The following is a 22,128-nucleotide window of genomic DNA, read 5'->3' as shown; positions in this document are numbered from 1 at the left end:
GTGATCGCGGAGGTCGGTCTTCCCAGGCGTTCCCAGGCGTTCCCTGAGAGGCGCCTGTGGGTTTCTCAGACAAATCACAGGTGTGGGAAAGGGCGCTCTCAGAGGGCGTCGACATCGTGTTCACATGACCACGACCTCGCCCCGGGGGCGCACCGAACTGCTGAGGCCGGACGGGAGCCCCGTCCGCGTGCTGGTGGTGGACGACGAGATGTCGATCACCGAGCTGCTGTCCATGGCCCTGCGCTACGAGGGATGGCAGATCCGGAGTGCCGGGGACGGCACGGGCGCGATCCAGGCCGCGCGCGACTTCCGGCCCGACGCCGTCGTCCTCGACATGATGCTGCCGGACATGGACGGGCTGACCGTGCTGGGGCGGCTGCGCCGCGACCTGCCGGACGTGCCCGTGCTGTTCCTGACCGCCAAGGACGCCGTCGAGGACCGGATCGCCGGGCTCACCGCCGGCGGGGACGACTACGTCACCAAGCCGTTCAGCCTGGAGGAGGTCGTCGCCCGGCTGCGCGGGCTGATCCGCCGCTCCGGCGCCGCCGACCGCCGGTCCGACTCCACGCTGGTCGTCGGCGACCTCACCCTCGACGAGGACAGCCACGAGGTCACCCGGGCCGGGGAGAACATCCACCTGACCGCGACCGAGTTCGAACTGCTGCGGTTCCTCATGCGCAACCCGCGGCGGGTGCTCAGCAAGGCGCAGATCCTCGACCGGGTGTGGAGTTACGACTTCGGGGGCCAGGCCAACGTCGTCGAGCTCTACATCTCCTACCTGCGGCGGAAGATCGACGCCGGGCGGGAGCCGATGATCCACACGCGGCGCGGTGCCGGTTACCTGATCAAACCCGCGGCGTCATGAGCGGACGGCGACGGCCGCGTCCACGGCGGCGGGCCGGCAAGCCGCGCACGCTGCGCACCCGGCTCGTCGTCGCGTCCGTGACGCTGATCGCCGTGGTGTGCGCGGTGATCGGGACCGTGACGACCCTCGCCCTGCGGTCGCACCTGTACGAGCAGTTGGACGGGCAGCTCAACGAGGTGGCGGCCCGGGCCGCGCTGAGCCCCCCGAAGGATCCCGGCCGGGACGACGGTCCCGCACAGCCGAAGCGGATCAGCCTCACCGAGTTCGTCACCAGGGGACCGCAGCCGAGCGGCACGGTCGCCGCCGAGATTCGCGACGGGAGGATCGCGGACTCCGCACGCGGCGAGAAGTCCGAGGACGCCTTCCAGCTGACCGCGAAGTCGCTCACCGCCGCCCAGACCGCCGCGCTCGCCACCGTCGCGCAGGTCAACGGGAGGATAGAGACCGTCGACCTCCCGGGTCTCGGCGAGTACCGCGTCGAGTACAAGGCCGGTGACAAGGGCAGCTACTACGTCGCCGTCCCCACCACGGACGTCACCGGAACCATCAACACCCTCATCCTGGTCGAGATCAGTGTCACGGCAGCCGGTCTTGCCGCCGCCGGACTGGCCGGTTCCGTGCTCGTCGGCGTCGCCACCCGCCCCCTGCGCCGGGTCGCCGCCACCGCCACCCGCGTCTCCGAACTCCCCCTGCACACCGGCGAGGTCAACCTCAGCGAGCGCGTCCCCGACTCCGAGACCGACCCCCACACCGAGGTCGGACAGGTCGGCGCCGCGCTCAACCGGATGCTCGACCACGTCCACGGGGCGCTGCAGGCGCGGCAGCGGAGCGAGACGCGCGTGCGGCAGTTCGTCGCCGACGCCAGTCACGAGCTGCGCACCCCCCTGGCCTCCATCCGCGGGTACGCCGAACTCACCCGGCGCGGCCGCGAACAGGTCGGCCCCGACACCCGGCACGCCCTCGGCCGGATCGAGTCCGAGGCCGGGCGCATGACCCTGCTCGTCGAGGACCTGCTGCTGCTCGCCCGGCTGGACGCGGGACGGCCGCTGCGGTTCGAGCGGACCGACCTCGTCCCGCTGGTCGTCGACACCGTCAGCGACGCCCGCGCGGCCGGCCAGGACCACATCTGGCGGCTCGACCTGCCCGACGAGCCCGCGCTCGTGGCCGCGGACGCGGCCCGGCTCCAGCAGGTCCTGGTCAACCTGCTCGGCAACGCCCGCACCCACACCCCGCCCGGCACCACCGTCACCGCCCGCGTCCAGCGGCGCGGGCCCTGGCTGTGCGTGGACGTGGCGGACAACGGGCAGGGCATCCCGGGCGAGCTGCTGCCGCACGTCTTCGAGCGGTTCGCTCGCGGCGACTCCGCACGCTCCCGCGCCACCGGCTCGACCGGTCTCGGCCTCGCCATCGTGCAGGCCGTGGCGACCGCGCACGGCGGTGCCGTGACCGTCGACAGCGTGCCCGGGCGGACCGTCTTCACCATGCGCCTGCCGGCGCTGCCGCGACCGGAGACCAGCCGGCAGCAGCACTCACAGGCACGCCACAGCCTCACCACATCGGCACAACAGGGCGCCTGACGACAGTCGGTTCCATGCGAACCGACTCTTCTCCCGGCACCCTGCCGGCGCGGGAGCACCTCCCGGCCGCACCAGCCGGTACGCCTGTGCTGGACGTAGTGATCCCCGTCTACAACGAGGAGAAGGACCTCCAGCCCTGCGTGCGCCGCCTGCACGAGCACCTCGCCCGCACGTTCCCGTACGCGTTCCGCATCACGATCGCGGACAACGCCTCCACGGACACCACCTTGCGGGTGGCCCGCCGACTGGCGGCGGAGATCTCCGAGGTGACCGTCCACCGGCTGGAGCAGAAGGGCCGCGGCCGGGCCCTGCGCACCGTCTGGTCGGCCTCGGACGCGCCGGTCCTCGCGTACATGGACGTGGACCTGTCCACCGACCTCAACGCCCTGCTCCCGCTGGTGGCGCCGCTGATCTCCGGCCACTCGGACCTCGCGATCGGCTCCCGGCTGACACGCAGTTCCCGCGTGGTGCGCGGCCCCAAGCGGGAGTTCATCAGCCGGGCCTACAACCTCATCCTGCGCGGCTCCCTGCAGGCCCGCTTCTCCGACGCCCAGTGCGGGTTCAAGGCCATCCGCCGCGAGGTGGCGCGGGTGCTGCTGCCCCTGGTCGAGGACACCGGCTGGTTCTTCGACACCGAGATGCTGGTGCTGGCCGAGCGGGCCGGGCTGCGCATCCACGAGGTGCCGGTCGACTGGGTCGACGACCCCGACTCGACCGTGCACATCGTCAGGACCGCGACCGACGACCTCAAGGGCGTGTGGCGGGTGGGCAGGGCCCTGGCCACCGGGTCGCTGCCGCTGGACCGGCTCACCCGGCCGTTCGGGGACGACCCGCGCGACCGTGAGATCGAGGACGTGCCGAAGGGGCTGGCCCGCCAGCTCGTCGGGTTCTGCGTGGTCGGCGCCCTGTCCACCCTCTTCTACCTGCTCCTCTACACCGGCTTCCGGGCCTTCACCGGCTCGCAGGTGGCCAACGCGCTCGCGCTGCTGGTCTCGGCGGTCGCCAACACCGCGGCCAACCGGCGGCTCACCTTCGGGGTGCGCGGGCGTGGCGGGGCCGTGCGGCACCAGGCGCAGGGACTGGTCGTCTTCGGTATCGGTCTCGCCCTGACCAGCGGCTCGCTCGCCGCGCTGGGCGCGGCCACCTCCGAGCCCGCCCACTCCACCGAACTGGCGGTCCTCGTCGCCGCCAACCTCGCGGCGACCGTGTTGCGCTTCCTGCTCTTCCGGGCGTGGGTCTTCCCCGACCGGCGCGAGGACGACTCCCGCGTGGCCCGCGGGTGCGACGCCCCGGCGGGCCCGTACGACACCACTGCGTTCCGCGCCGGTGAGGTCGCGGACTCCTGGCGGGACGCGACCGTGCAGCTGATGCCGGTGCGCCCGCACGACACCGATGCGAGGGACCTGCGATGACCGTCCACCACGACCAGCGGCCCGACGCCGCAGCAACGCGTCCCGGGACCCGGCCGGGACCGCCCGCACCCTCGCCCGGCCCCGGGGCCGGTGACCCCGTGCGGCCCCTGCCGCGGCGGCTGTGGCGCGGCCGCCCCGAGGACCCCCGCTGGGCCCGCCCGGCCTTCCTCGCCCTGCTGCTGGTCACCACCGCGCTCTACCTGTGGAACCTGAGCGCCTCCGGCTACGCCAACTCCTTCTACTCGGCGGCGGTGCAGGCGGGCAGCCAGTCCTGGAAGGCGTTCTTCTTCGGCTCGCTGGACGCGGCGAACGCCATCACCGTCGACAAGCCCCCGGCCGCGCTGTGGCCGATGGCCCTGTCGGTGCGGCTGTTCGGACTCGGCTCCTGGCCGATCCTCCTGCCCGAGGTCCTCATGGGCGTCGGCACGGTCGCCGTCGTGTACGCCGCCGTGCGGCGCCGGTCCGGCCCCGCGGCCGGCCTGATCGCGGGCGCGGTGCTCGCGCTCACCCCCGTCGCGGCGCTGATGTTCCGCTTCAACAACCCGGACGCGCTGCTGGCCCTGCTGATGGCCCTGGCCTGCCACCTCGTGGTCCGCGCCCTGGAGGACGGCCGCACCAAGTGGCTGCTGTGGGCCGGTGCCGCGATCGGCTTCGCGTTCCTCGCCAAGACCCTCCAGGCCTTCCTGATCCTCCCGCCGCTGGCCCTGGTCTACGGCGTCTGCGCCCCGGTCACGCTGCGCAGGCGGATCGGGCAGCTCGCCGCCGCCCTGGCCGCGATCGTCGTCTCCGGCGGCTGGTGGGTCGCGATCGTCGAACTCTGGCCCGCCTCCTCCCGCCCCTACATCGGCGGCTCGCAGAACAACAGCTTCCTGGAGCTGACCTTCGGCTACAACGGGCTGGGCCGCCTCAACGGCGAGGAGACCGGCAGCGTCGGAGGGGGCGGCGGGGGCGGTGGCGGCTCCTGGGGCGAGACCGGCTGGGACCGGCTGTTCGGCTCCGCCGTCGGCGGCCAGATCTCCTGGCTGATCCCGGCCGCGCTGATCCTGCTCGTCGCCGGTCTCGTGGCCACCCGCAAGGCCGGGCGCACGTCGGTGACGCGCGGTGCGTTCCTCGTCTGGGGCGGCGCGCTGCTCACCACCATGCTGGTCTTCAGCTACATGCAGGGCATCTTCCACGAGTACTACACGGTGGCCCTCGCCCCCTACATCGCCCCGCTCACCGGCATGGGCGCCGCGCTGCTGTGGGAGAGGCGCACCAGGGCGTGGGCGTCCCTGACCCTGGCGGCCGCGACGACGGCGACCGCGGCCTGGGGTCACGTCCTGCTCGACCGCTCCTCCGACTACCTGCCCTGGCTGAGGTGGCTGGTCCTGGCCGGCGGTCTCACGGCGGCCCTCGGCCTGCTCTTCGCCGGGCGGCTCGGGCGCCGGCTCGCCCTGGGCGCGGCCGGGCTGGGCCTCGTCGCCGCGCTGGCCGGACCGGCGGCGTACACGCTGACCACGCTGAACGAGGGCCACACCGGCTCGATCGTGACGGCGGGCCCGTCGGTGGCGGGCGGCAGGGGCGGCCCGGGCGGCGGTGGAGCTCCCGGCGGCCAAGGCCCCGGCGGCGGCTTCCCGGGCAGGGGCCAGAACCAGCAGGGCGGGAACCAGCAGGACGGCCAGGGCTTCCCCGGCGGTGGCATCCCCGGCCAGAACCAGAACCAGAACCAGAACCAGCAGAACGGCGACGGCGGCGGCAGGGGCGGCATGGGCGGCCTGCTCAACGGCGCGAGCGTCGGCACCGAGGCGAGGAAACTGCTGGAGACCGACGCCGACCGGTACACCTGGGCGGCAGCGGCCATCGGAGCCCAGAACGCGGCGAGTTACCAGCTGTCGACCGGGGAGCCGGTGATGGCCATAGGCGGCTTCAACGGCTCCGACCCGTCCCCGACACTGGCCCGGTTCCAGCAGTACGTGGCGGACGGACGGATCCACTACTTCATCGCCTCCGGCACGGGTGGCGGCATGGGCCGCAGCGGCGACGGCACGTCCGCGCAGATCACCTCCTGGGTCGAGGCCAACTTCGAGAAGGTCACGGCCGGTTCGGCCACGTTCTACGACCTCGCGCGGAAGGCGAGCGGCTGACGCCACTCCCGGCGGGCGGGGGTGGTGGCCGAGCGCCGCCACCCCCGCCCGCTTATTCGTTGTACAGCGTATGGGAGCTGTTCTACGGTGTAGAACATGACGACGTCCTCCCAGGAAACGACCGCGCCGCGGACGGCGCACGCCGGCCACCCCCAACGCTGGCTGATCCTCGGTGTCATCTGCCTCGCGCAGCTCACCGTGCTGCTCGACAACACGATCCTGAACGTGGCGATCCCCTCACTCACCCGCGAGATGGACGCCTCGACCGCGGACGTCCAGTGGATGATGAACGCCTACTCGCTGGTCCAGTCCGGGCTGCTGCTCACCGCGGGCAACTCCGCCGACCGCTACGGCCGCAAGCTGATGCTGATGTCGGGCCTGGCGATCTTCGGTGTCGGCTCGCTGGCGGCCGGCCTGTCCCAGAGCCCGGCCCAGCTGATCGCGGCCCGCGCGGGCATGGGCGTCGGCGGCGCGCTGCTGATGACCACGACCCTCGCGGTCGTCGTGCAGATCTTCGACGACCAGGAGCGGGTGAAGGCCATCGCGCTGTGGTCGACGGTCAGTTCGCTCGGCTTCGCGGCCGGGCCGCTGATCGGCGGTGTGATGCTGAACCACTTCTGGTGGGGCGCCATCTTCCTCATCAACATCCCGGTCGCGGTGCTCGGCCTGGTGGCGGTGGCCGCGCTGGTGCCCGAGTCGAAGCACAAGGCCGGTGACCGGCCCGACGTGCTCGGCGCGGTGCTGTCGACCGTCGGCATGACGGCCGTGGTGTACGCCATCATCACCGGCCCCGAGCACGGCTGGGCCTCCGGGCGGGTGCTGGTCTCCGCGCTCACCGGCGTGCTCGTGCTCGGCGTGTTCGTGCTGTGGGAGCTGCGCACCGAGCAGCCCATGCTCGACATGCACTTCTTCCGCAACCAGAAGTTCGTGGGCGCGGTCGCGGGCGCGATCCTCGTGGCGTTCGGCATGACGGGGTCGCTGTTCCTGCTCACCCAGCACCTGCAGTTCGTGCTCGGCTACGAGCCGCTGGACGCGGGGCTGCGGACCGCGCCGCTGGCGCTGACCGTGGTAGCCCTCAACTTCACGGGGGTCGGGGCGAAGCTCGTGCTGAAGATCGGGACACCCGGGGCGATCGCGCTCGGCATGACCCTGGTGTCGGCGGGGCTCGCGGCGATCGCGCTGCTCGGCGGGCACGGGTACGGGGGCATGCTGCTCGGCCTGGTCGTCATGGGCGCGGGCGTGGCCCTGTCCATGCCGGCGATGGCCAACGCGATCATGGGGGCGATCCCGCCGGAGAAGGCGGGCGTGGGAGCGGGCATCAACGGCACGCTCGCGGAGTTCGGCAACGGACTGGGGGTCGCCGTCCTCGGGGCCGTGCTCAACTCCCGGTTCGCCTCGCTGGTCGCCGTCTCGGCGGCCTCGCTGCCCGCGGCGCTGGCGGCGGCGGACTCCGCCGAGGAGAAGGCGCGCATCTCCGACGCGTTCGCCTCCGGTCTGGAGACGAGCCAGCTGGTCGGGGCGGTCGCCGTGCTGGCGGGCGGACTGGTCGCGGCGGCGTTGCTCCGGCGGGCCGAGCGGGCAGAGTCCGCCTAGGGCCTGTCCGGCAGCTCCCGTCGTCGCCCGGAGGGCGGCTGCGCGGCGTCAGGTGCGTGCTCCCGGTGCGCCGGCCCCTGGCCCGCGTACTGGATGTACCCGGATCGGGGGCCGGTGCGGCGCGAGTGCGTGCACGGCGTCGCGCAGCAGACGGGAATGGTCAGACGGGCCCTGAGAGCCCGGCGCCGGTCGCGGCCGGGCGGGTGCGGGTCCGTCGTGGCCGCTCGCGCCCGCCCGGCCGGCCGCACACCGGACGCGGCCCCGCGCCCCGGGCGCAGCGGCGCGTCTAGCATGAGCGGCGTTTCGAAGATCGAGGAAGGTGCGCCATGGCGAGAGCGGCCCGGCGGGATCAGCCGCGAACCAGCGTCTGGCTGGAGAGCGGGGCGCACCGGCGGCGCGGGGGCGGACAGCCCTCGGGCCTGGACCGGGACCGGATCATCGAGGTGACCGTCCGGCTGCTGGACGCCGAGGGACTGGCCAAGTTCTCGATGCGGCGGCTGGCCGGTGAGCTGAACGTCACCGCGATGTCCGTCTACTGGTACGTCGACACCAAGGACGACCTGCTCGAACTCGCCCTGGACGCGGCCATGGGCGAGATGCGGCTGCCCGACCCGGACTCCGGCGAGGACTGGCGCGAGCAGGTGCGGGCGCTGGCGCGGGAGTACCGGACGCTGCTGGTGCGGCACCCCTGGGTGTCCGCGCTGGTCGGTGTCTTCCTCAACATCGGCCCCAACAACCTGGCGTTCTCCCGGGTGGTCCAGCGCGTCGTCCGCGGCACGGGCATGCCCGCGCGGCGCCTGACGAGCACGATCTCGGCCGTCTTCCAGTTCGTCTACGGCTACGGCACGCTGGAGGGCCACCTGGCGACCCGGGCGGCGGCCGGCGGCATGACCGTGGACGAGTACTTCCAGGAGGCCCTCAGCACGGTCTCGGCCGCCCCGCAGGCCGCCGACGTCATCAAGGAGTCGCAGGAGATCATGGCGGCACGCGGCGGCGACACGGTCGCCGAGATGCTGGAGCGCGACTTCGAGTTCGCCCTGGAGCTGCTGATCGCGGGCATCGAGGCGATGGTCGCGCGCGGCTGACCTACTCCTCTTCGACCAGCCGCGCCGGGAACCCGCCCGTCGCCACCGGGCCCCACCGCTCCGGCGTGATCCGGATGATCGACTTGCCCTGCTTGACCATGGCCGCGCGGTACTCGTCCCAGTCGGGGTGCTCCCCGGCGATGTTCCGGTAGTACTCCACGAGCGGCTCGACGGAGTCGGGCGCGTCGACGACCTCCGCCGTGCCGTCGATCTGGACCCACGGGCCGTTCCAGTCGTCGCTCAGGACGATCAGGCTGACCCGCGGATCCCGCCTGGCGTTGCGGGTCTTGGCGCGCTCCGGGTACGTGGAGACCACGATCCGGCCGGAGTCGTCCACGCCGCAGGTCAGCGGCGAGCCCTGGGGGCCGCCGTCGGACCGGCGGGTCAGCAGGATCGCGTGGTGCCGGGGCCGCACGAAGTCGAGCAACTCGTCCAGGGAGACGCGGGTGTTCGTCGCGATGTTCGGAGCCATGCCCGGCAGCCTACGACGCCAGCGCCTCGGGGAGGTTGTCGTACACGGGGACGTCCCGGCGCAGGCCGGTCAGCTCCAGGACGCGCCCGGCGACCCCGTCCGGCCGGGCCACCAGCCGGACCCGGGCGCCGGGGCGCAGGCCCTGGCGTATGTCGTTGATGAGGCGGATGCCCTGGGAGTCCATGAAGGAGGTCGAGGTGAGGTCCAGGACGAGGACCTCCAGCCGGTCGCCGCGGGCACGGGCCGCGGACATGACGAGCGGGAGCAGCTCCGACGCGTTGCAGTAGTCGATCTCGGCGGGCATCGTGAGGTGGACGCGACCGGGGAAATCGCGTGGTTCTGTGGGATTCGTGAAGAAGGTCACGGCACTCACCTGGCAGACGTTCGTCCGGTTTCCGGTAAGGCCGCTTCCTGACCCGCCCGCCATTCCATCACGCCGGGGGGCCGCCACGGAAGCGCCCTGGCCCGGCCGTCGGCCGGGCGTCACTTCGAGGCAACCGAACAGTTAGAGTGCTGTCCGTCCTGTGCTCGCAGTCGGGAATGTGCTGCGGAGCTCTCCTGCGCACGGCCATGGCCGTGCATGCCGAAGAGGTTCGTGGTGGCTGCGTCCGAGTTTCCTGATTTGCCCCGTTTTCCGGTCGGCTTCGAGCTGGCCGAGGCACTCACGGTGGCTTCTCAGCAACTGCACGAGACCTGCACTCCGCACAGCACGCTGCGCACGGCGGTCCGGCTGGCCGTCCACCTCATGCCGGGAGCCGAGCACGCCGGCATCTCCGTGATCGAACGCGGTGCCAAGCTCCGCACGCTCGCCTGGACCGACGAGGTCGTCCGCTCCGCCGAGTCCCGGCACACCGGCCGCGAACAGCACGGGCACTGGGACCAGCTGTGGCACAGCCCCGTGGCGCGGATAACGGACAGCGAGGCGGACGACGGCTGGGACGTGCTGTCGGCCCTGGGGTTGCGCTCGGCGCTGTCGCTGCGGCTGCGCGCCGACAAGCGCCGGCTGACCGTGCTCACGGCCTACGCGCGCAAGCCCGGCGTCTTCGACGAGGACGCCACGCGCATCGGCCGGCTGTTCACCGCGCACGTCAGCATCGCCCTGGACTCCGCGACCGTGCGCGAGCAGCTCACGGAGGCCATGCACACCCGGGACCTGATCGGCCAGGCCACCGGCATCCTCATGGAGCGTCAGGGCATCGACGCGGCTGCGGCCTTCGAGAGCCTGGTGCGGGCCTCCCAGCGGGAGAACGTCAAACTGCGCGACCTGGCCCGCCGGATCGTCGGCACCCACAACACGGCCTGAGAGGCGGGTAAGACCTCGAAGGCGTGTTCGCGGGGCGACGGGATACCCGTACGGTCATGAGCCCTGAGACGTCCGACACGCTGGACCAGGCGATGGTGCGCAGCAGTGGTCTCGACACCCTGCTGCGCGACCTGACCGACCGCGCGGTGCAGGAGGTGCCCGGCGCGGCCGCGTGCAGCATCACGGTGCGCCGCGCCGACCGGCTGCTCACGCTGGCCGGCAGCGAGGGACTGCCCGGCGGCCTGGACCTGCGGCAGTACGAGAACGGCTCGGGGCCCTGCGTGGACGCGGCCGGGACCGGCGCCGAGCAGTACGTCCCGGACCTGGCCGAGGAGTCGCGCTGGCCGGCGTACACGCCGTACGCACTGTCCGTGGGCGTCCGCTGCGTCCTCGCGGTGCCGGTCGCCGTCGAGGACGAGGCGGGCGCCGCCTTCAACTTCTACGGGCTGGGCGCCGGGGGGCTGGATGCCGGCCGGGACGCGGCCCGGGCCTTCGCGGCCCGGGCGGGGGACGCGATCAATGTGTCCCTGAGCATCGAGCGCCGCCGCCAGTCGGCGGCCGACGTGCGCACCGCGCTGCTGTCGCGCAGCGTCATCGACCAGGCGGTCGGCATCCTCATGGCCCGCGAGCGCATCGACGCCCGCCAGGCCATGGAGCGGCTGCGCCGGGTCTCGCAGGACCGGAACATCAAACTCCGGGATCTGTGCGGCCAGTTGGTGACGAGAGTCGCCCAACCGCGCGACCCCTCCTCACGCCGCGGGCAGTGACTCGCCCTGCACGGCCTGGATGTCCAGCTCCACCTTGAGGGTGGTGCCGATGGCGGCGATGCCCGCCTGGAGCACCTGGTTGTAGTTCATCGCGAAGTCCTCGCGCCGCAGCTCGGTCGTGGCACGGAACGCCGCCCGGGTGCCGCCCCACGGGTCCGGGCCCGTGCCCAGGCAGGCCAGGTCCAGGTCGACCGGCCGCACGACCCCGTGCATGCCCAGCTCGCCGTGGACCGTCCACCGGTCCGACCCGGTCGCCGTCAGGCCCGTGGACCGGAAGGTGATCTCCGGGAACCGCTCGACGTCCAGGAAGTCCGGCGACTTCAGGTGCCCGTCGCGCATGCCGTTGCCGGTGTCGATCGACCCGGCCCGGATCACCGCCTCCACCCGTGACTTGGTGACGTCGTCCGGGGCGATCTCGATCACGCCGGAGAACTCCGTGAACCGGCCGTGCACGCTGGAGATGCCCAGGTGCTGGGCCACGGCGGCCACGCTGGAGTGCACCGGGTCGATCGTCCACGGCCCGGGCGGCGGCAGTTCGGTGCCGCCCTGCCGGGCCAGCGTCACCGTGCCGACCTCGGCCCGCCCGCTCGCCGTGACGATCACACTCGACGCGGCGGGCGCGTACCCGACGGCCGTGACGATCACGGTGTACGCCCCCGGCCGCAGCGGCGCCGCGTCCCGCACGGCGCCCTCCGCGTCCGCCTCGGCCCGCAGCACCTGCGTGCCGGTCATGTCCGCCACCGTGACGACCGCGTGCGACACGGCCCATCCGTCCCGGGTACGGATCCTCGCGGTCAGTCCCATCTCCACCTAACTCCTCAGAAAGAAACCGGCCCGTGACCGGGGGCGCACCTCCGCTCGGAGCGCGCCCGCCCGTCACGGGCCGGGGTCCGCACTACTCGCCGGGGTGGGCGAGTTCGATGTCGTGGGCGTCGGTGCCGCGGCCCGTGACCGTGAGCGCGGTGGCCACCGGCGGGTAACCCGTGGCGATCACGGTGTACTCGCCGCCGTCCAGGTCGGTGAAGGCGTACGCCCCGTCCGCCCCGGTCGTGGCCGAGCCGACGACGTTGCCGGCCTGGTCGACCAGCGTCACCCGGGCGTCGGCCAGCGGGCCGTGCGGTGCGCGGACGACACCCTGGACGCGGGCGCCCGGGTCCAGGTCGATCTCGACCCGGGTGACCCCGGTGCCGCCGACCTCCACGGGCAGGGCGCGCGGCCGGAACCCGGCGGCGTTCACCGCGACGGTCACCGCCCCCGGCACCAGCTCGGCGAAGGAGAACTCGCCCTGCTCACCGCTGACCTGGGTGGCAAGCAGATCGCCGCGCACATCGGTCACGATGACCATCGCGTCCTTCACCGGCTGCCCGCTCCCGGCGGCCCGCACCAGGCCGGTCAGCCCGCTGGTGCCGCTGAGCAGGATGTCGTAGGCGAGGGGCTCGCCGTCGACGACGACCGTGGAAGCCTGCGGCTGGTAGCCGTCGGCCGAGGCGATCAGGACGTACGATCCCGCGCCCGGCGCGTCGAGCGCGTAGGAGCCGTCGGACTGCGCCACGGACCGGCCCAGCTGGCGCCCGGCCAGCGAGATCAGCGTGACGGCGGCCTGCGGCACGGGCGCGGACTCGGCGCCGCGGACGAAACCGCGGACCGGGACACCGCCCCCGCCCGGCGCCTGCTCCCCGGCCGGGGCCACCGTGGCGACCGCGGCGAGCCGCTGCGTGCCCTCGGGCCCGGTCCCGTCGGCGGCCTCGGTGTCCGCGACGGCCCAGCTCGGCACGGCCTTCTCCGCGGCGGCCCCGGCCGCCGCCTGAGCGGGAGCCTGCGCGCCGGTCTCGGTGGCCGCCGCCTGCGCCAGCCCACCCTTCGTCTTCAAGGGGACCTCCTTGATGAACAGCGACACCAGCAGCGCGAGCAGCGCCAGCGGGGCCGAGTAGAGGAACACGTCCGCGACACCGTGGCCGTAGGCGCTCTCCACGACCGTGCGGATCGGCGCGGGCATGGAGTTCAGGTCCGGGATGCCGCCCCCTTCCGTACCGGCGTGGCCGAGGGCCGCGCCCTTGGAGCCGAGGCCGGCGAGGCCGTCCTTCACATAGTCGGTGATCTTGTTGCCCAGGACCGCACCGAGCGCCGAGACGCCCACCGCACCGCCCAGGGACCGGAAGAAGGTCACCGTGGAGCTCGCGGCACCGAGATCACCCGGCTCCACCTGGTTCTGCGTGCACAGCACCAGGTTCTGCATCATCATGCCGATGCCGAGACCCAGCAGCGCCATGAAGATCGCTATGTGCCAGTACTCGGTGTCGTAGCGGATGGTGCCCAGCAGCCCCAGGCCCGCGGTCACCAGCGCACCGCCGGCCAGCAGCCAGCCCTTCCAGCGGCCGGTCCGGGTGATGACCTGGCCGGAGACCGTGGAGGAGACGAACAGGCCCGCGATCATCGGGATCGTCATGACACCGGACATCGTCGGCGACTTGTCCCGGGCCAGCTGGAAGTACTGGCTGAAGAAGACGGTCCCGGCGAACATCGCGACACCGACGAACAGCGAGGCCAGCGAGGCCAGCGTGATGGTCCGGTTGCGGAACAGCCGCAGCGGGATGATCGGCTCGCTCGCCCTGGACTCGACGAGGACGAACACCGCCAGCAGCACCAGCGAGCCGCCGACCATCGCGTAGGTCTGCCACGAGACCCAGTCGTACTTGTCACCGGCGAAGGTGACCCAGACGAGCAGCAGGCAGACGGCGGCGGTGATGAAGAACGCGCCGGCCCAGTCGACCTTGACCTTCCGCTTGACCACGGGCAGGTGCAGGGTCTTCTGCAGCACGATCAGGGCGATCACGGCGAAGGGCACGCCGACGTAGAAGCACCAGCGCCAGCCGAGCCAGTCGGTGTCGGTGATGACACCGCCGACCAGCGGGCCGCCGACCATCGCCGTGGCGAAGACGGCGCCGAGGTAGCCGTTGTACCGGCCGCGCTCACGCGGCGAGATCATCGCCGCCATGATGATCTGGGCCAGCGCGGACAGACCGCCCATGCCGATGCCCTGGACGGCGCGGAAGGTGATGAGCATGCCGGGGTTCTGCGACATGCCCGCCGCGGCCGACCCCAGGACGAAGACGACCAGCGCGATCTGGATCAGCAGCTTCTTGGAGAACAGGTCCGCGAGCTTGCCCCACAGCGGGGTGGAGGCGGTCATCGTCAGCAGGGACGCGGTCACGACCCAGGTGTAGGCGCTCTGGCCGCCACCGAGGTCCCCGATGATCCGGGGCAGGGCGTTGGAGACGATCGTCGACGACAGGATCGCGACGAACATGCCGAGCAGCAGGCCGGTGAGGGCCTCCATGATCTGCCGGTGCGTCATCGGAGCGTCGCCGGAGGAGCCGTGGGAGCCTCCCCCGTGCTTGGCATGAGCCCGCACACCGGCTGGTGTGGTCGTTGCCATGGGCTTCCTTTTCTTACGTGCTTGCGGGTGTACGGGTGGTCCGTTCGACAGCGGGGGGTGCCACCCGGGGAGCGGGCCGGCCGTCGAAGCTCTCGCGCAGCCGCGCCATCAGGTCCGTGAGCCGGCCGACCTCCTCGTCGGTCCAGTCGCTCAGCCGCTCGGCCAGGACCTCGGTGGTCCGCCGGGACAGTTCGTCGAGCTGGGCGCGGCCCGCGGGGGTCAGGCGCAGGATGCGCGAGCGCTTGTCGGCGGGGTCGGGGGAGCGTTCGATCCACCCCTTGTCCACGACGTGCGCGACATGGCGGCTGGTGACCGACATGTCCACTGCGAGCAGCTCGGCGAGCTTGCTCATGCGCATGTCGCCGTGGCGGCCCAGCAGGGTCAGCACGGCCGCCGACCCGCCGGGGCACTCGGCGGGCATGATCCGGCCGAGCTCCCGCTTGACGGCGCCGAAGGCGCTGAACTGGCGGACCAGCTCTTCGTACTGCGCCCTCTCGGCCATGACACCTCCCGCTTTCGTTGCTTAGGGCAACCATAGAAGCCATTGGTTGCTGCAGGCAAATAAAAGGGGAGGCTGCGGGATCAAAAGTTGGCAAAGGCAAGTATTGCGAGAGTAAATGTGCAGGTGGCGAGCCCTGCACTCCGGGTCGCACGGAGGCAAGCGGAAGACCAACCCCCACTTGGGGAGCACCGGCGTTTTCGCTAGGGTCTCGGGCCATGGCTAACAACCAGGCCCCCCAGGGCAATCACGACCCTGCCGGCAGCACCCAGATGTTCCGCGCGTTCGTCGACGAAGCGCCGCAGGGACGCCAGGCCGCGGCGTCGGGCGGCGGCCCGCGCATCGGACTCATCCTCGGCGTCGTCGTCGCCGTGGCGGTCATCGCGGCGGTCGCCTGGCTGGCGCTGGGGTAGTAGGCACGGCGGGTTCGCAGGTACTCGGCGAGGGTGCCGGGGCCGGGTGGGTGCGCAACCCGGCGCAGCGGGGTGCGGCTGCGCCCACCCGTGCCGCCCCAGCGGCACGACTGCCCGCAGCCAGACAAACCGGCTGCCCGCAGCCCGGCGAGCCCGGCGCCGGAGGCCTGCGGCGACAACCCGACCGGACCGGCACCCGCAGCCACCGCCCAACGGCGACAGCCGAGACGGGCCCGCACCCCAAGCGGCCGGCCTGCGGCGGCAGCCGGGACGCACCCGCACCCGTGGTACGGCGCGAGGGGCCGTGTCGGGGGGTGTCCGCCCGCAGCGGTTGGCTCGTCAACGGGGAGTGAGTCGGCACGCAAGTCGATCGCGCCGTTCCGAGGACGGACACCCCCCGGCGCGGCCCCGACCCACCACCGGCGGGAAGGCGAACACACCGCGCCACGGGCACCCGGCAACCGCCCTCGGCCCGTCCTCGGCCCGTCCTCAGTCCGAGATCAGGCCTTCCCGCAGCTGCGCCAACGTCCGCGTCAGCAGCCGCGAGACGTGCATCTGTGAGATGCCGACCTCCTCGCCGATCTGCGACTGCGTCATGTTCGCGAAGAACCGCAGCATGATGATCCGCCGCTCCCGGGGCGGGAGTTTGGCCAGCAGCGGCTTGAGGGACTCGCGGTACTCCACGCCCTCCAGCGCCGTGTCCTCGTACCCCAGCCGGTCCGCCAGCGACCCCTCGCCGCCGTCGTCCTCCGGCGCCGGCGAGTCCAACGAGGACGCCGTGTACGCGTTCCCCACCGCCAGCCCGTCGACCACGTCCTCCTCGGAGACCCCGAGCACCAAGGCGAGTTCGGTGACCGTCGGCGACCGGTCCAGCTTCTGCGAGAGCTCGTCGCTGGCCTTGGTCAGCGCCAGCCGCAGCTCCTGAAGCCGCCGCGGCACCCGCACCGACCAGGACGTGTCCCGGAAGAACCGCTTGATCTCCCCGACCACCGTCGGCATCGCGAACGTGGGGAACTCCACGCCCCGTTCGCAGTCGAACCGGTCGATCGCCTTGATCAGCCCGATCGTGCCGACCTGGACGATGTCCTCCATCGGCTCGTTCCGCGAGCGGAACCGCGCCGCCGCGTACCGCACCAGCGGCAGGTTGAGCTCGATCAGCGTGTCACGGACGTACGCACGCTCGGGGCTGTCCTCGTCGAGCGCGGCCAGCCGCAGGAACAGGGAGCGGGACAGGGTGCGGGTGTCGATGGCCCCCGTGGCCGGCAGCACCGGCGCGGGCTCGGTCACGAGCTCGGCCGGAACGTCGTCGATGGGGCCGAGTGAGTCGAGAGCATGGGGAGCTGTGTCGCTCTCCGCGAGCGTGAGCACCTTCGAGCTGCCCTGTTCTGCGGACATGCCACCCCCTTTGGGTCGCGGGACGGTCGCGGCGGACGCTCCCGTCTGAGGAACGCAGCCTTCACCTGCATACCGGAGCCGAAGCCCCGGCAAACGCGCTTCACGCAGAATGTCACATGTCGGCAACACGCTGTAGTGACATGTCGACATCTGAGACGCGAATCCGCCCTGCAAACAAGGGGTCTGACGACTTTTCGGCTCTCAACCGCCGGGAACGGCCCTGATGAGCGATTCCCTCCCCACGGTGACCTCTCGCTCGCGTTTGCGGTTACGCGTCGATCCGGTTCGCAGACCGCAACCGCTGGAAGCTACGCGCGAGTAGCCGCGAGACGTGCATCTGTGAGACGCCCAGTTCCGCGCTGATCTGAGACTGCGTGAGGTTGCTGTAGTACCGCAGCAGCAGGATCCGCTGCTCCCGCTCGGGCAGCTGCACGAGGAGGTGCCGTACGAGGTCCCGGTGCTCCACGCCGTCCAGTGCGGGGTCCTCGTAGCCGAGCCGGTCCAGCAGGCCGGGCAGCCCGTCGCCCTCCTGCGCGGCCTCCAGGGACGTGGCGTGGTACGACCGTCCGGCCTCGATGCAGGACAGCACCTCGTCCTCGGAGATGCGCAGCCGCTCGGCGATCTCCGCGGTCGTCGGGGTACGCCCGAAGGCGGTCGTGAGGTCCTCCGTCGCGCTGTTCACCTGCACCCACAGCTCGTGCAGCCGGCGCGGCACGTGGACCGTGCGGACGTTGTCGCGGAAGTAGCGCTTGATCTCGCCGATGACCGTCGGCATCGCGAACGTCGGGAACTGCACGCCCCGGTCCGGGTCGAAGCGGTCGATGGCGTTGATCAGCCCGATGGTGCCGACCTGGACGACGTCCTCCATCGGCTCGTTGCGGGAGCGGAACCGGGCGGCCGCGTAGCGCACGAGCGGCAGGTTGGCCTCGATGAGCGCCCCGCGCACCCGGTCGTGCTCGGGCGTGCCCGGCTGGAGCTCCTTGAGCTGGGCGAAGAGCACCTGCGTGAGAGCGCGGGTGTCTGCGCCCCGGCTGCGCTGGGGAGTGGCAGGAGGGGGTTCGGGGGTTTCCGAGGTGGGTGCCTGAGGCGCGGTACTGGCCAGCACGGTCAACTCCACCTCGTCATCATCAACTCATCCGTCAACTCTTCCATCAAAAGCGGTCATAGCATCACAAGACATGTGCACTTTGTGCAAGCACCCCATAACTACGTGTTGACGGATGAATGGCGCATAAATGAACTCACGCCACAGAGAAGCCCCCTGCCGCACCGACAGGGGGCTCGAAACGGCCGGGACGGCCGGACTCAGAACTCGTAGTCCGCGATCACCCAGGTGGCGAACTCGCGCCACAGCGCCACACCGGCCTGGTGGTCGGGGTGCTCCACGTACCGCCGCAGCGCCTCCGCGTCGTCGAAGGCGGAGTTGATGGCGAAGTCGTACGCGATGGGGCGGTCGCTGACGTTCCAGCCGAGCTCCCAGTGGCGCAGCTCGGGGATTTTGCCGTCGAGGGCGCGGAAGGCCTCGACGCCCTGCACGACCCGGGGCTCGTCACGCTCGACGCCCTCGTTGAGCTTGAACAGGACCAGGTGGCGGATCATCACTTTCCTCCGTCGGCGACCCAGGTGGCGAAGTCGCCCAGGGCCTGGGCGGCGTCCGAGATGCCCTGGAACCCTATCTGGACGTAGTCGGCGGCCTTGGCGGGGTCGGTGATGATCACGTACAACGCGAAGACCACGAGGACGTAGACGGCGACCTTCTTCGCGTTCACCGCCATCGCGGCCTCCCCTGTTCCTGCTGTCACTGCTGTCACTGGTGTCCCGGACAGCGCACATGATCGCACGAAGGAACGATCACCCGAAGGGGCGGATCGCACGAAGGGCCCCGTCTTGCGACGGGGCCCTTCTCGAGCGGTAGCGGAGGGATTTGAACCCTCGGTGACTTGCGCCACACTCGCTTTCGAGGCGAGCTCCTTCGGCCGCTCGGACACGCTACCGAGGGAGACCTTACAGCAAGGTGCCGCGTGCTTCGAAATCGGTTTGCGGCGACCGCCGGGCGACCGCCCGGCAACCACCGGCGACCGCTCAGCGACCCCGGAAGAACGCGGTGAGCAGCGCGGCGCACTCCGCGGCGAGCACGCCCTCGATCACCTCGGGCCGGTGGTTGAGGCGACGGTCGCGGACGAGGTCCCACAGCGAACCGGCCGCGCCGGCCTTCTCGTCGCGGGCGCCGTAGACGAGCCGGTCGACGCGGGACTGCTGGATCGCGCCCGCGCACATCGTGCAGGGCTCCAGAGTCACCACGAGGGTGCAGCCGGCGAGCCGCCACCGGCCGAGCGCGGTCGCGGCCCGCCGCAGGGCGAGGACCTCCGCGTGGGCCGTCGGGTCGCCGCCGGCCTCGCGTTCGTTGTGCCCGGCCGCGAGCACGGTCGTGCCGTCCGGCGCCAGGACCACGGCGCCGACCGGGACGTCCCCGCCCCGGACGGCCTCGGCGGCCTCGTCCAGGGCGAGCCGCATCGCGGGCCGCCAGGGGTCTCGTACCGGGTCGGGCGGTCCAGGCGTGGTGCGAGCGGTCAGCGGACGGTCTCCAGGGTCTCCGAGGCGCCCAGGGACTCGGCGATCTCGGTGACGGCGTCCGACGAGAGCGCGCGCAGCTCCTTCTCGGTCACACCGAGGTCGTCCAGGATCCCCGCGTCGCCGACCGGGCCGTGCGGCACGGCCTCGGCGGAGCCGGCCACGGGCTCGCCGTCGTCGTCCTCCTCGTCGTCCGCGTCGCCGTCCTCGGTGCCGTCGAGGTCGAGGGCGTCCAGGTCGTCCCCGTCGCCGGGGTCCCGGCCGAGCAGCTCGTCGGTGAGCAGGATCTCGCCGTAGCTGCTGCGGGCAGCGGCGGCGGCGTCCGAGACGTAGATGCGAGGGTCCTCCTCGCCGTCCACGCGGACGACGCCGAACCAGGCGTCCTCCTGCTCGATGAGCACGAGCACCGTGTCCTCGTCGGGGGAGGCTTCACGGGCCAGGTCGGCCAGATCCGACAGGGTTTCCACATCGTCGAGCTCTGTGTCGCTCGCTTCCCACCCGTCTTCGGTGCGCGCGAGCAGTGCGGCGAAGTACACCGTGACTCTCCCACTGGTCTTAGGCGTGCCGGTTGGGGGTCCCCCCGGCGGAGGTTACGGGCGGGGAGTGCTCGTCCGAGCCCCACCCACTCGGAATCGTGGCAGAAACAAGGCGTTCAGGGGACGTCTTCGGCCCCCTGTGTCCGGCAGTCGCGCTCGCACGCTCGTTGCCGCCACCTGCGGATCGTACGCGGCTTTCCCCTGCTCCACGCACGGTCACCCGCCACAACGTCCGCGCGGTTCGTGATCTTCCCCGGCGGTTTTCCCACCCGTTCCCTACCAGCGGAACGTGCGCATGCGCATCGCGTGCCGCAGCCGGGCCGTCTTGGCGCGGCGCGGCTGGACGCGGTCGCGCAGCTCCCGGGCCTCGGCCAGGTCGCGCAGGAACCGGGCGCGGCGCCTGCGGCGCTCGGCGTCGGACTCGTCCGCGCCGCTGCGCCCGGCCGTCTCGTCCGGCCCGGTCCGCTCGGCCGTCCGGTCACGCTCCGGGTCCGCCCCGGGCCGTACGCGCGGTGACGGATCGCGTCGGGTCTCCTGGTCGGGCATCTGGTTCACCACCCCCATTCCGTCTCTCCCACCTTCCCCCGGACGGGCGGTTTGACGCCAGCGAACGGGCGACGGCCGGGCGGCGTCCTGGCCGTGCGGCCGGGGGCATCGGGCCCGGTTACTGTTGTGGACATGCGTCTCCACGTCGTCGACCACCCCCTGGTCGCCCACAAGCTCACCACGCTGCGCGACCAGCGCACCGACTCCGCGACCTTCCGCCGTCTCGCCGACGAGCTGGTCACCCTGCTCGCCTACGAGGCCACGCGTGACGTGCGCACCGAACAGGTCGACATCCAGACGCCGGTCGCGCGGACCACGGGCGTCAAGCTGTCCCACCCCCGCCCGCTGGTGGTGCCGATCCTGCGGGCCGGGCTCGGCATGCTGGACGGCATGGTGCGGCTGCTGCCGACCGCCGAGGTGGGTTTCCTCGGCATGATCCGCAACGAGGAGACGCTGCAGGCCTCCACGTACGCGACGCGCATGCCGGAGGACCTGTCGGGCCGTCAGGTGTACGTGCTGGACCCGATGCTCGCCACCGGCGGCACGCTGGTCGCGGCCATCCAGGAGCTCATCCGGCGCGGCGCCGACGACGTGACCGCCGTGGTGCTGCTGGCCGCGCCGGAGGGCGTGGAGGTCATGGAGCGCGAGCTGGCGGGCACGCCGGTGACGGTCGTGACGGCCTCGGTCGACGAGCACCTGAACGAGCACGGCTACATCGTCCCGGGCCTCGGCGACGCGGGCGACCGCATGTACGGGGCGGCCGAGTAGGCCGGAAGGGCGTCCCGGCACAGCCCGCAGGTGCCGCTCAGCGGCTCGCAGGCCACTCAGCAGCCCTTCTTCGTCGTCGGCGCCGGCTCGGGCGCGGCCAGCCTGGTCAGCGCCCGGTCGGCGTCCGGCCTTTTCGCCAGGTCCTTGAAGGCGTCCCCGATGACGAGGTCGACGGCGGTGCCCTTGCGGGCCGCCTCGGTGCGCCGTTCGGCGCCGGGGAGCTGGGTGCCGAGCACCGGCAGCGCGGTGTCCAGGGCGGACGCGGGGCCGAGCAGCAGGCCGGTGCCCTTGACCTTCTTGTCGTGCTCCTTGGTCGCGTTGCCCACGTCGCCGATCTTGAAGCCGCGCTTCTTCAGCTCGTCGGCGGTCTTCTTCGCCAGGCCGCTGCGGGTGGTGGCGTTGAGGACGTTGACCGTGATCGTGCGGGGCTCGGGCAGGGGCCGGGCGCTGGGCGACGGGCTCGCCCTGCTCGTGCGGGCGCAGTCCCCGCCACCGGCCGCCGAAGCCTTTCTGCCGCCGCCCGTGAAGACGTCGATGAGCTGCAGCGTGCCCCAGCCGCCCACGCCCAGGACGACGACGGAGGCGACGCCCACGGCGACGAGCCTGCCGCGCCGCCGGGGCCGGCGCATCCGGGGATACCTGTTGCCCGTGATGCGGTACTTGCCGCCCATGCCGGGGGGAGTCAGCATGCTCATGAGCGCAGCGTAGTGCGCCCGGGCGACGATGCCTACTAGATGATCATTCGACGTCGCCCAGCGGAACCCGAA

General features: G+C 72.1%; 23 protein-coding genes and 1 tRNA gene. 10 read left to right on the top strand and 14 right to left on the bottom strand.

Features of this window, described 5'->3' with window-relative positions; all coding sequences use genetic code 11:
- Positions 1-124 precede the first annotated feature (124 nt).
- The 6 genes from ABTZ58_RS02860 to ABTZ58_RS02835 all read left to right on the top strand — a co-directional run bounded on the left by ABTZ58_RS02860 (position 125) and on the right by ABTZ58_RS02835 (position 8,655).
- Positions 125-865, top strand: coding sequence for a response regulator transcription factor (locus tag ABTZ58_RS02860; protein ID WP_351349739.1), 741 nt, complete (start codon positions 125-127; stop codon positions 863-865).
- A complete protein-coding gene (locus ABTZ58_RS02855) occupies positions 862-2,442 on the top strand; it encodes a sensor histidine kinase (RefSeq protein ID WP_351349737.1) in 1,581 nt (526 codons plus the stop codon). The genes ABTZ58_RS02860 and ABTZ58_RS02855 overlap by 4 nt, the downstream gene beginning before the upstream one ends.
- Positions 2,443-2,456: 14 nt before the next feature.
- Complete coding sequence (locus ABTZ58_RS02850; RefSeq protein ID WP_351349735.1) at positions 2,457-3,854, top strand: bifunctional glycosyltransferase family 2/GtrA family protein; 1,398 nt, start codon at positions 2,457-2,459, stop codon at positions 3,852-3,854.
- Positions 3,851-5,977, top strand: coding sequence for a glycosyltransferase family 39 protein (locus tag ABTZ58_RS02845; RefSeq protein ID WP_351349733.1), 2,127 nt, complete (start codon positions 3,851-3,853; stop codon positions 5,975-5,977). The genes ABTZ58_RS02850 and ABTZ58_RS02845 overlap by 4 nt, the downstream gene beginning before the upstream one ends.
- A gap of 96 nt (positions 5,978-6,073) precedes the next feature.
- Positions 6,074-7,570: an MFS transporter gene (locus ABTZ58_RS02840; RefSeq protein WP_309097598.1), complete on the top strand. Its 1,497-nt coding sequence runs from the start codon at positions 6,074-6,076 to the stop codon at positions 7,568-7,570.
- Positions 7,571-7,896: 326 nt separating this feature from the next.
- Complete coding sequence (locus tag ABTZ58_RS02835; RefSeq protein WP_351349731.1) at positions 7,897-8,655, top strand: TetR/AcrR family transcriptional regulator; 759 nt, start codon at positions 7,897-7,899, stop codon at positions 8,653-8,655.
- A 1-nt stretch (position 8,656) separates the two neighbouring features.
- Here the strand turns inward: ABTZ58_RS02835 and ABTZ58_RS02830 are convergent, their stop codons facing one another.
- Entirely contained in the window at positions 8,657-9,127 is a 471-nt protein-coding gene (locus tag ABTZ58_RS02830; RefSeq protein ID WP_351349729.1) for a PPOX class F420-dependent oxidoreductase, read from the bottom strand.
- Between the two features lie 10 nt (positions 9,128-9,137).
- Complete coding sequence (locus tag ABTZ58_RS02825) at positions 9,138-9,500, bottom strand: STAS domain-containing protein (protein ID WP_502995998.1); 363 nt, start codon at positions 9,498-9,500, stop codon at positions 9,138-9,140.
- A 207-nt stretch (positions 9,501-9,707) separates the two neighbouring features.
- On the opposite strand from ABTZ58_RS02825, the gene ABTZ58_RS02820 reads away from it, so the two are divergent.
- The gene (locus ABTZ58_RS02820) at positions 9,708-10,430 is read left to right on the top strand and encodes a GAF and ANTAR domain-containing protein (RefSeq protein ID WP_351349727.1); all 723 of its coding nucleotides are present in this window, start codon (positions 9,708-9,710) and stop codon (positions 10,428-10,430) included.
- A gap of 56 nt (positions 10,431-10,486) precedes the next feature.
- Positions 10,487-11,197, top strand: a complete 711-nt coding sequence (locus ABTZ58_RS02815) for a GAF and ANTAR domain-containing protein (protein WP_351349725.1) — start codon at positions 10,487-10,489, stop codon at positions 11,195-11,197.
- Here the strand turns inward: ABTZ58_RS02815 and ABTZ58_RS02810 are convergent.
- The 3 genes from ABTZ58_RS02810 to ABTZ58_RS02800 all read right to left on the bottom strand — a co-directional run bounded on the left by ABTZ58_RS02810 (position 11,180) and on the right by ABTZ58_RS02800 (position 15,135).
- Positions 11,180-12,001, bottom strand: coding sequence for a YceI family protein (locus ABTZ58_RS02810; RefSeq protein WP_351349723.1), 822 nt, complete (start codon positions 11,999-12,001; stop codon positions 11,180-11,182). The two genes, ABTZ58_RS02815 and ABTZ58_RS02810, sit on opposite strands and share 18 nt — an antisense overlap.
- A 91-nt stretch (positions 12,002-12,092) precedes the next feature.
- The gene (locus tag ABTZ58_RS02805) at positions 12,093-14,552 is read right to left on the bottom strand and encodes an MFS transporter (RefSeq protein WP_502996006.1); all 2,460 of its coding nucleotides are present in this window, start codon (positions 14,550-14,552) and stop codon (positions 12,093-12,095) included.
- Between the two features lie 94 nt (positions 14,553-14,646).
- Entirely contained in the window at positions 14,647-15,135 is a 489-nt protein-coding gene (locus ABTZ58_RS02800; RefSeq protein WP_351349719.1) for a MarR family winged helix-turn-helix transcriptional regulator, read from the bottom strand.
- Between the two features lie 215 nt (positions 15,136-15,350).
- Here ABTZ58_RS02800 and ABTZ58_RS02795 point away from each other — a divergent pair, with 215 nt between their 5' ends.
- On the top strand, positions 15,351-15,545 hold the full coding sequence (locus ABTZ58_RS02795) for a hypothetical protein (protein ID WP_309097589.1): 195 nt from the start codon (positions 15,351-15,353) through the stop codon (positions 15,543-15,545).
- Positions 15,546-16,034: 489 nt separating this feature from the next.
- Here the strand turns inward: ABTZ58_RS02795 and ABTZ58_RS02790 are convergent, their stop codons facing one another.
- From ABTZ58_RS02790 to ABTZ58_RS02755, 8 genes are all read right to left on the bottom strand, one after another.
- Positions 16,035-16,940, bottom strand: coding sequence for an RNA polymerase sigma factor SigF (locus ABTZ58_RS02790; RefSeq protein WP_351349717.1), 906 nt, complete (start codon positions 16,938-16,940; stop codon positions 16,035-16,037).
- A 268-nt stretch (positions 16,941-17,208) separates the two neighbouring features.
- Entirely contained in the window at positions 17,209-18,057 is an 849-nt protein-coding gene (locus ABTZ58_RS02785; protein ID WP_351349715.1) for an RNA polymerase sigma factor SigF, read from the bottom strand.
- Positions 18,058-18,245: 188 nt separating this feature from the next.
- Positions 18,246-18,539 (bottom strand): Dabb family protein, encoded by a 294-nt coding sequence (locus tag ABTZ58_RS02780; protein ID WP_351349713.1) that lies wholly within the window; start codon positions 18,537-18,539, stop codon positions 18,246-18,248.
- Positions 18,539-18,715, bottom strand: a complete 177-nt coding sequence (locus ABTZ58_RS02775; protein ID WP_351349711.1) for a hypothetical protein — start codon at positions 18,713-18,715, stop codon at positions 18,539-18,541. The genes ABTZ58_RS02780 and ABTZ58_RS02775 overlap by 1 nt, the downstream gene beginning before the upstream one ends.
- A 134-nt stretch (positions 18,716-18,849) precedes the next feature.
- Positions 18,850-18,934 (bottom strand) — tRNA-Ser (locus tag ABTZ58_RS02770).
- Between the two features lie 88 nt (positions 18,935-19,022).
- The gene (gene tadA, locus ABTZ58_RS02765) at positions 19,023-19,454 is read right to left on the bottom strand and encodes a tRNA adenosine(34) deaminase TadA (protein WP_351349709.1); all 432 of its coding nucleotides are present in this window, start codon (positions 19,452-19,454) and stop codon (positions 19,023-19,025) included.
- Positions 19,455-19,510: 56 nt separating this feature from the next.
- Positions 19,511-20,047, bottom strand: a complete 537-nt coding sequence (locus tag ABTZ58_RS02760; protein ID WP_351349707.1) for a tRNA adenosine deaminase-associated protein — start codon at positions 20,045-20,047, stop codon at positions 19,511-19,513.
- Between the two features lie 276 nt (positions 20,048-20,323).
- On the bottom strand, positions 20,324-20,593 hold the full coding sequence (locus ABTZ58_RS02755) for a hypothetical protein (RefSeq protein WP_351350383.1): 270 nt from the start codon (positions 20,591-20,593) through the stop codon (positions 20,324-20,326).
- A 132-nt stretch (positions 20,594-20,725) separates the two neighbouring features.
- On the opposite strand from ABTZ58_RS02755, the gene upp reads away from it, so the two are divergent.
- Positions 20,726-21,361 (top strand): uracil phosphoribosyltransferase, encoded by a 636-nt coding sequence (gene upp, locus ABTZ58_RS02750; RefSeq protein ID WP_114257496.1) that lies wholly within the window; start codon positions 20,726-20,728, stop codon positions 21,359-21,361.
- Between the two features lie 56 nt (positions 21,362-21,417).
- Here upp and ABTZ58_RS02745 read toward each other — a convergent pair whose 3' ends face one another.
- Positions 21,418-22,032: a LytR C-terminal domain-containing protein gene (locus tag ABTZ58_RS02745; protein ID WP_351350381.1), complete on the bottom strand. Its 615-nt coding sequence runs from the start codon at positions 22,030-22,032 to the stop codon at positions 21,418-21,420.
- Positions 22,033-22,128: the final 96 nt, after the last annotated feature.

Origin of the sequence: Streptomyces sp. NPDC094143 (genome assembly GCF_040303825.1) — a bacterium.
GTDB lineage: Bacteria > Actinomycetota > Actinomycetes > Streptomycetales > Streptomycetaceae > Streptomyces.
Note: the sequence above shows the minus strand (reverse complement) of the source record. Positions and strands in the feature narration are given on the sequence as shown.

What these genes read in the sequence shown, in the direction of transcription:
- ABTZ58_RS02860 (WP_351349739.1), top strand. Translation starts at nt 125, where the DNA reads ATGACCACGACCTCGCCCCGGGGGCGCACCGAACTGCTGAGGCCGGAC.
- ABTZ58_RS02855 (WP_351349737.1), top strand. Translation starts at nt 862, where the DNA reads ATGAGCGGACGGCGACGGCCGCGTCCACGGCGGCGGGCCGGCAAGCCG.
- ABTZ58_RS02850 (WP_351349735.1), top strand. Translation starts at nt 2,457, where the DNA reads ATGCGAACCGACTCTTCTCCCGGCACCCTGCCGGCGCGGGAGCACCTC.
- ABTZ58_RS02845 (WP_351349733.1), top strand. Translation starts at nt 3,851, where the DNA reads ATGACCGTCCACCACGACCAGCGGCCCGACGCCGCAGCAACGCGTCCC.
- ABTZ58_RS02840 (WP_309097598.1), top strand. Translation starts at nt 6,074, where the DNA reads ATGACGACGTCCTCCCAGGAAACGACCGCGCCGCGGACGGCGCACGCC.
- ABTZ58_RS02835 (WP_351349731.1), top strand. Translation starts at nt 7,897, where the DNA reads ATGGCGAGAGCGGCCCGGCGGGATCAGCCGCGAACCAGCGTCTGGCTG.
- ABTZ58_RS02830 (WP_351349729.1), bottom strand. Translation starts at nt 9,127, where the DNA reads ATGGCTCCGAACATCGCGACGAACACCCGCGTCTCCCTGGACGAGTTG.
- ABTZ58_RS02820 (WP_351349727.1), top strand. Translation starts at nt 9,708, where the DNA reads ATGCCGAAGAGGTTCGTGGTGGCTGCGTCCGAGTTTCCTGATTTGCCC.
- ABTZ58_RS02815 (WP_351349725.1), top strand. Translation starts at nt 10,487, where the DNA reads ATGAGCCCTGAGACGTCCGACACGCTGGACCAGGCGATGGTGCGCAGC.
- ABTZ58_RS02810 (WP_351349723.1), bottom strand. Translation starts at nt 12,001, where the DNA reads ATGGGACTGACCGCGAGGATCCGTACCCGGGACGGATGGGCCGTGTCG.
- ABTZ58_RS02805 (WP_502996006.1), bottom strand. Translation starts at nt 14,552, where the DNA reads ATGACGCACCGGCAGATCATGGAGGCCCTCACCGGCCTGCTGCTCGGC.
- ABTZ58_RS02800 (WP_351349719.1), bottom strand. Translation starts at nt 15,135, where the DNA reads ATGGCCGAGAGGGCGCAGTACGAAGAGCTGGTCCGCCAGTTCAGCGCC.
- ABTZ58_RS02795 (WP_309097589.1), top strand. Translation starts at nt 15,351, where the DNA reads ATGGCTAACAACCAGGCCCCCCAGGGCAATCACGACCCTGCCGGCAGC.
- ABTZ58_RS02790 (WP_351349717.1), bottom strand. Translation starts at nt 16,940, where the DNA reads ATGTCCGCAGAACAGGGCAGCTCGAAGGTGCTCACGCTCGCGGAGAGC.
- ABTZ58_RS02780 (WP_351349713.1), bottom strand. Translation starts at nt 18,539, where the DNA reads ATGATCCGCCACCTGGTCCTGTTCAAGCTCAACGAGGGCGTCGAGCGT.
- ABTZ58_RS02775 (WP_351349711.1), bottom strand. Translation starts at nt 18,715, where the DNA reads ATGGCGGTGAACGCGAAGAAGGTCGCCGTCTACGTCCTCGTGGTCTTC.
- tadA (WP_351349709.1), bottom strand. Translation starts at nt 19,454, where the DNA reads ATGCGGCTCGCCCTGGACGAGGCCGCCGAGGCCGTCCGGGGCGGGGAC.
- ABTZ58_RS02755 (WP_351350383.1), bottom strand. Translation starts at nt 20,593, where the DNA reads ATGCCCGACCAGGAGACCCGACGCGATCCGTCACCGCGCGTACGGCCC.
- upp (WP_114257496.1), top strand. Translation starts at nt 20,726, where the DNA reads ATGCGTCTCCACGTCGTCGACCACCCCCTGGTCGCCCACAAGCTCACC.
- ABTZ58_RS02745 (WP_351350381.1), bottom strand. Translation starts at nt 22,032, where the DNA reads ATGGGCGGCAAGTACCGCATCACGGGCAACAGGTATCCCCGGATGCGC.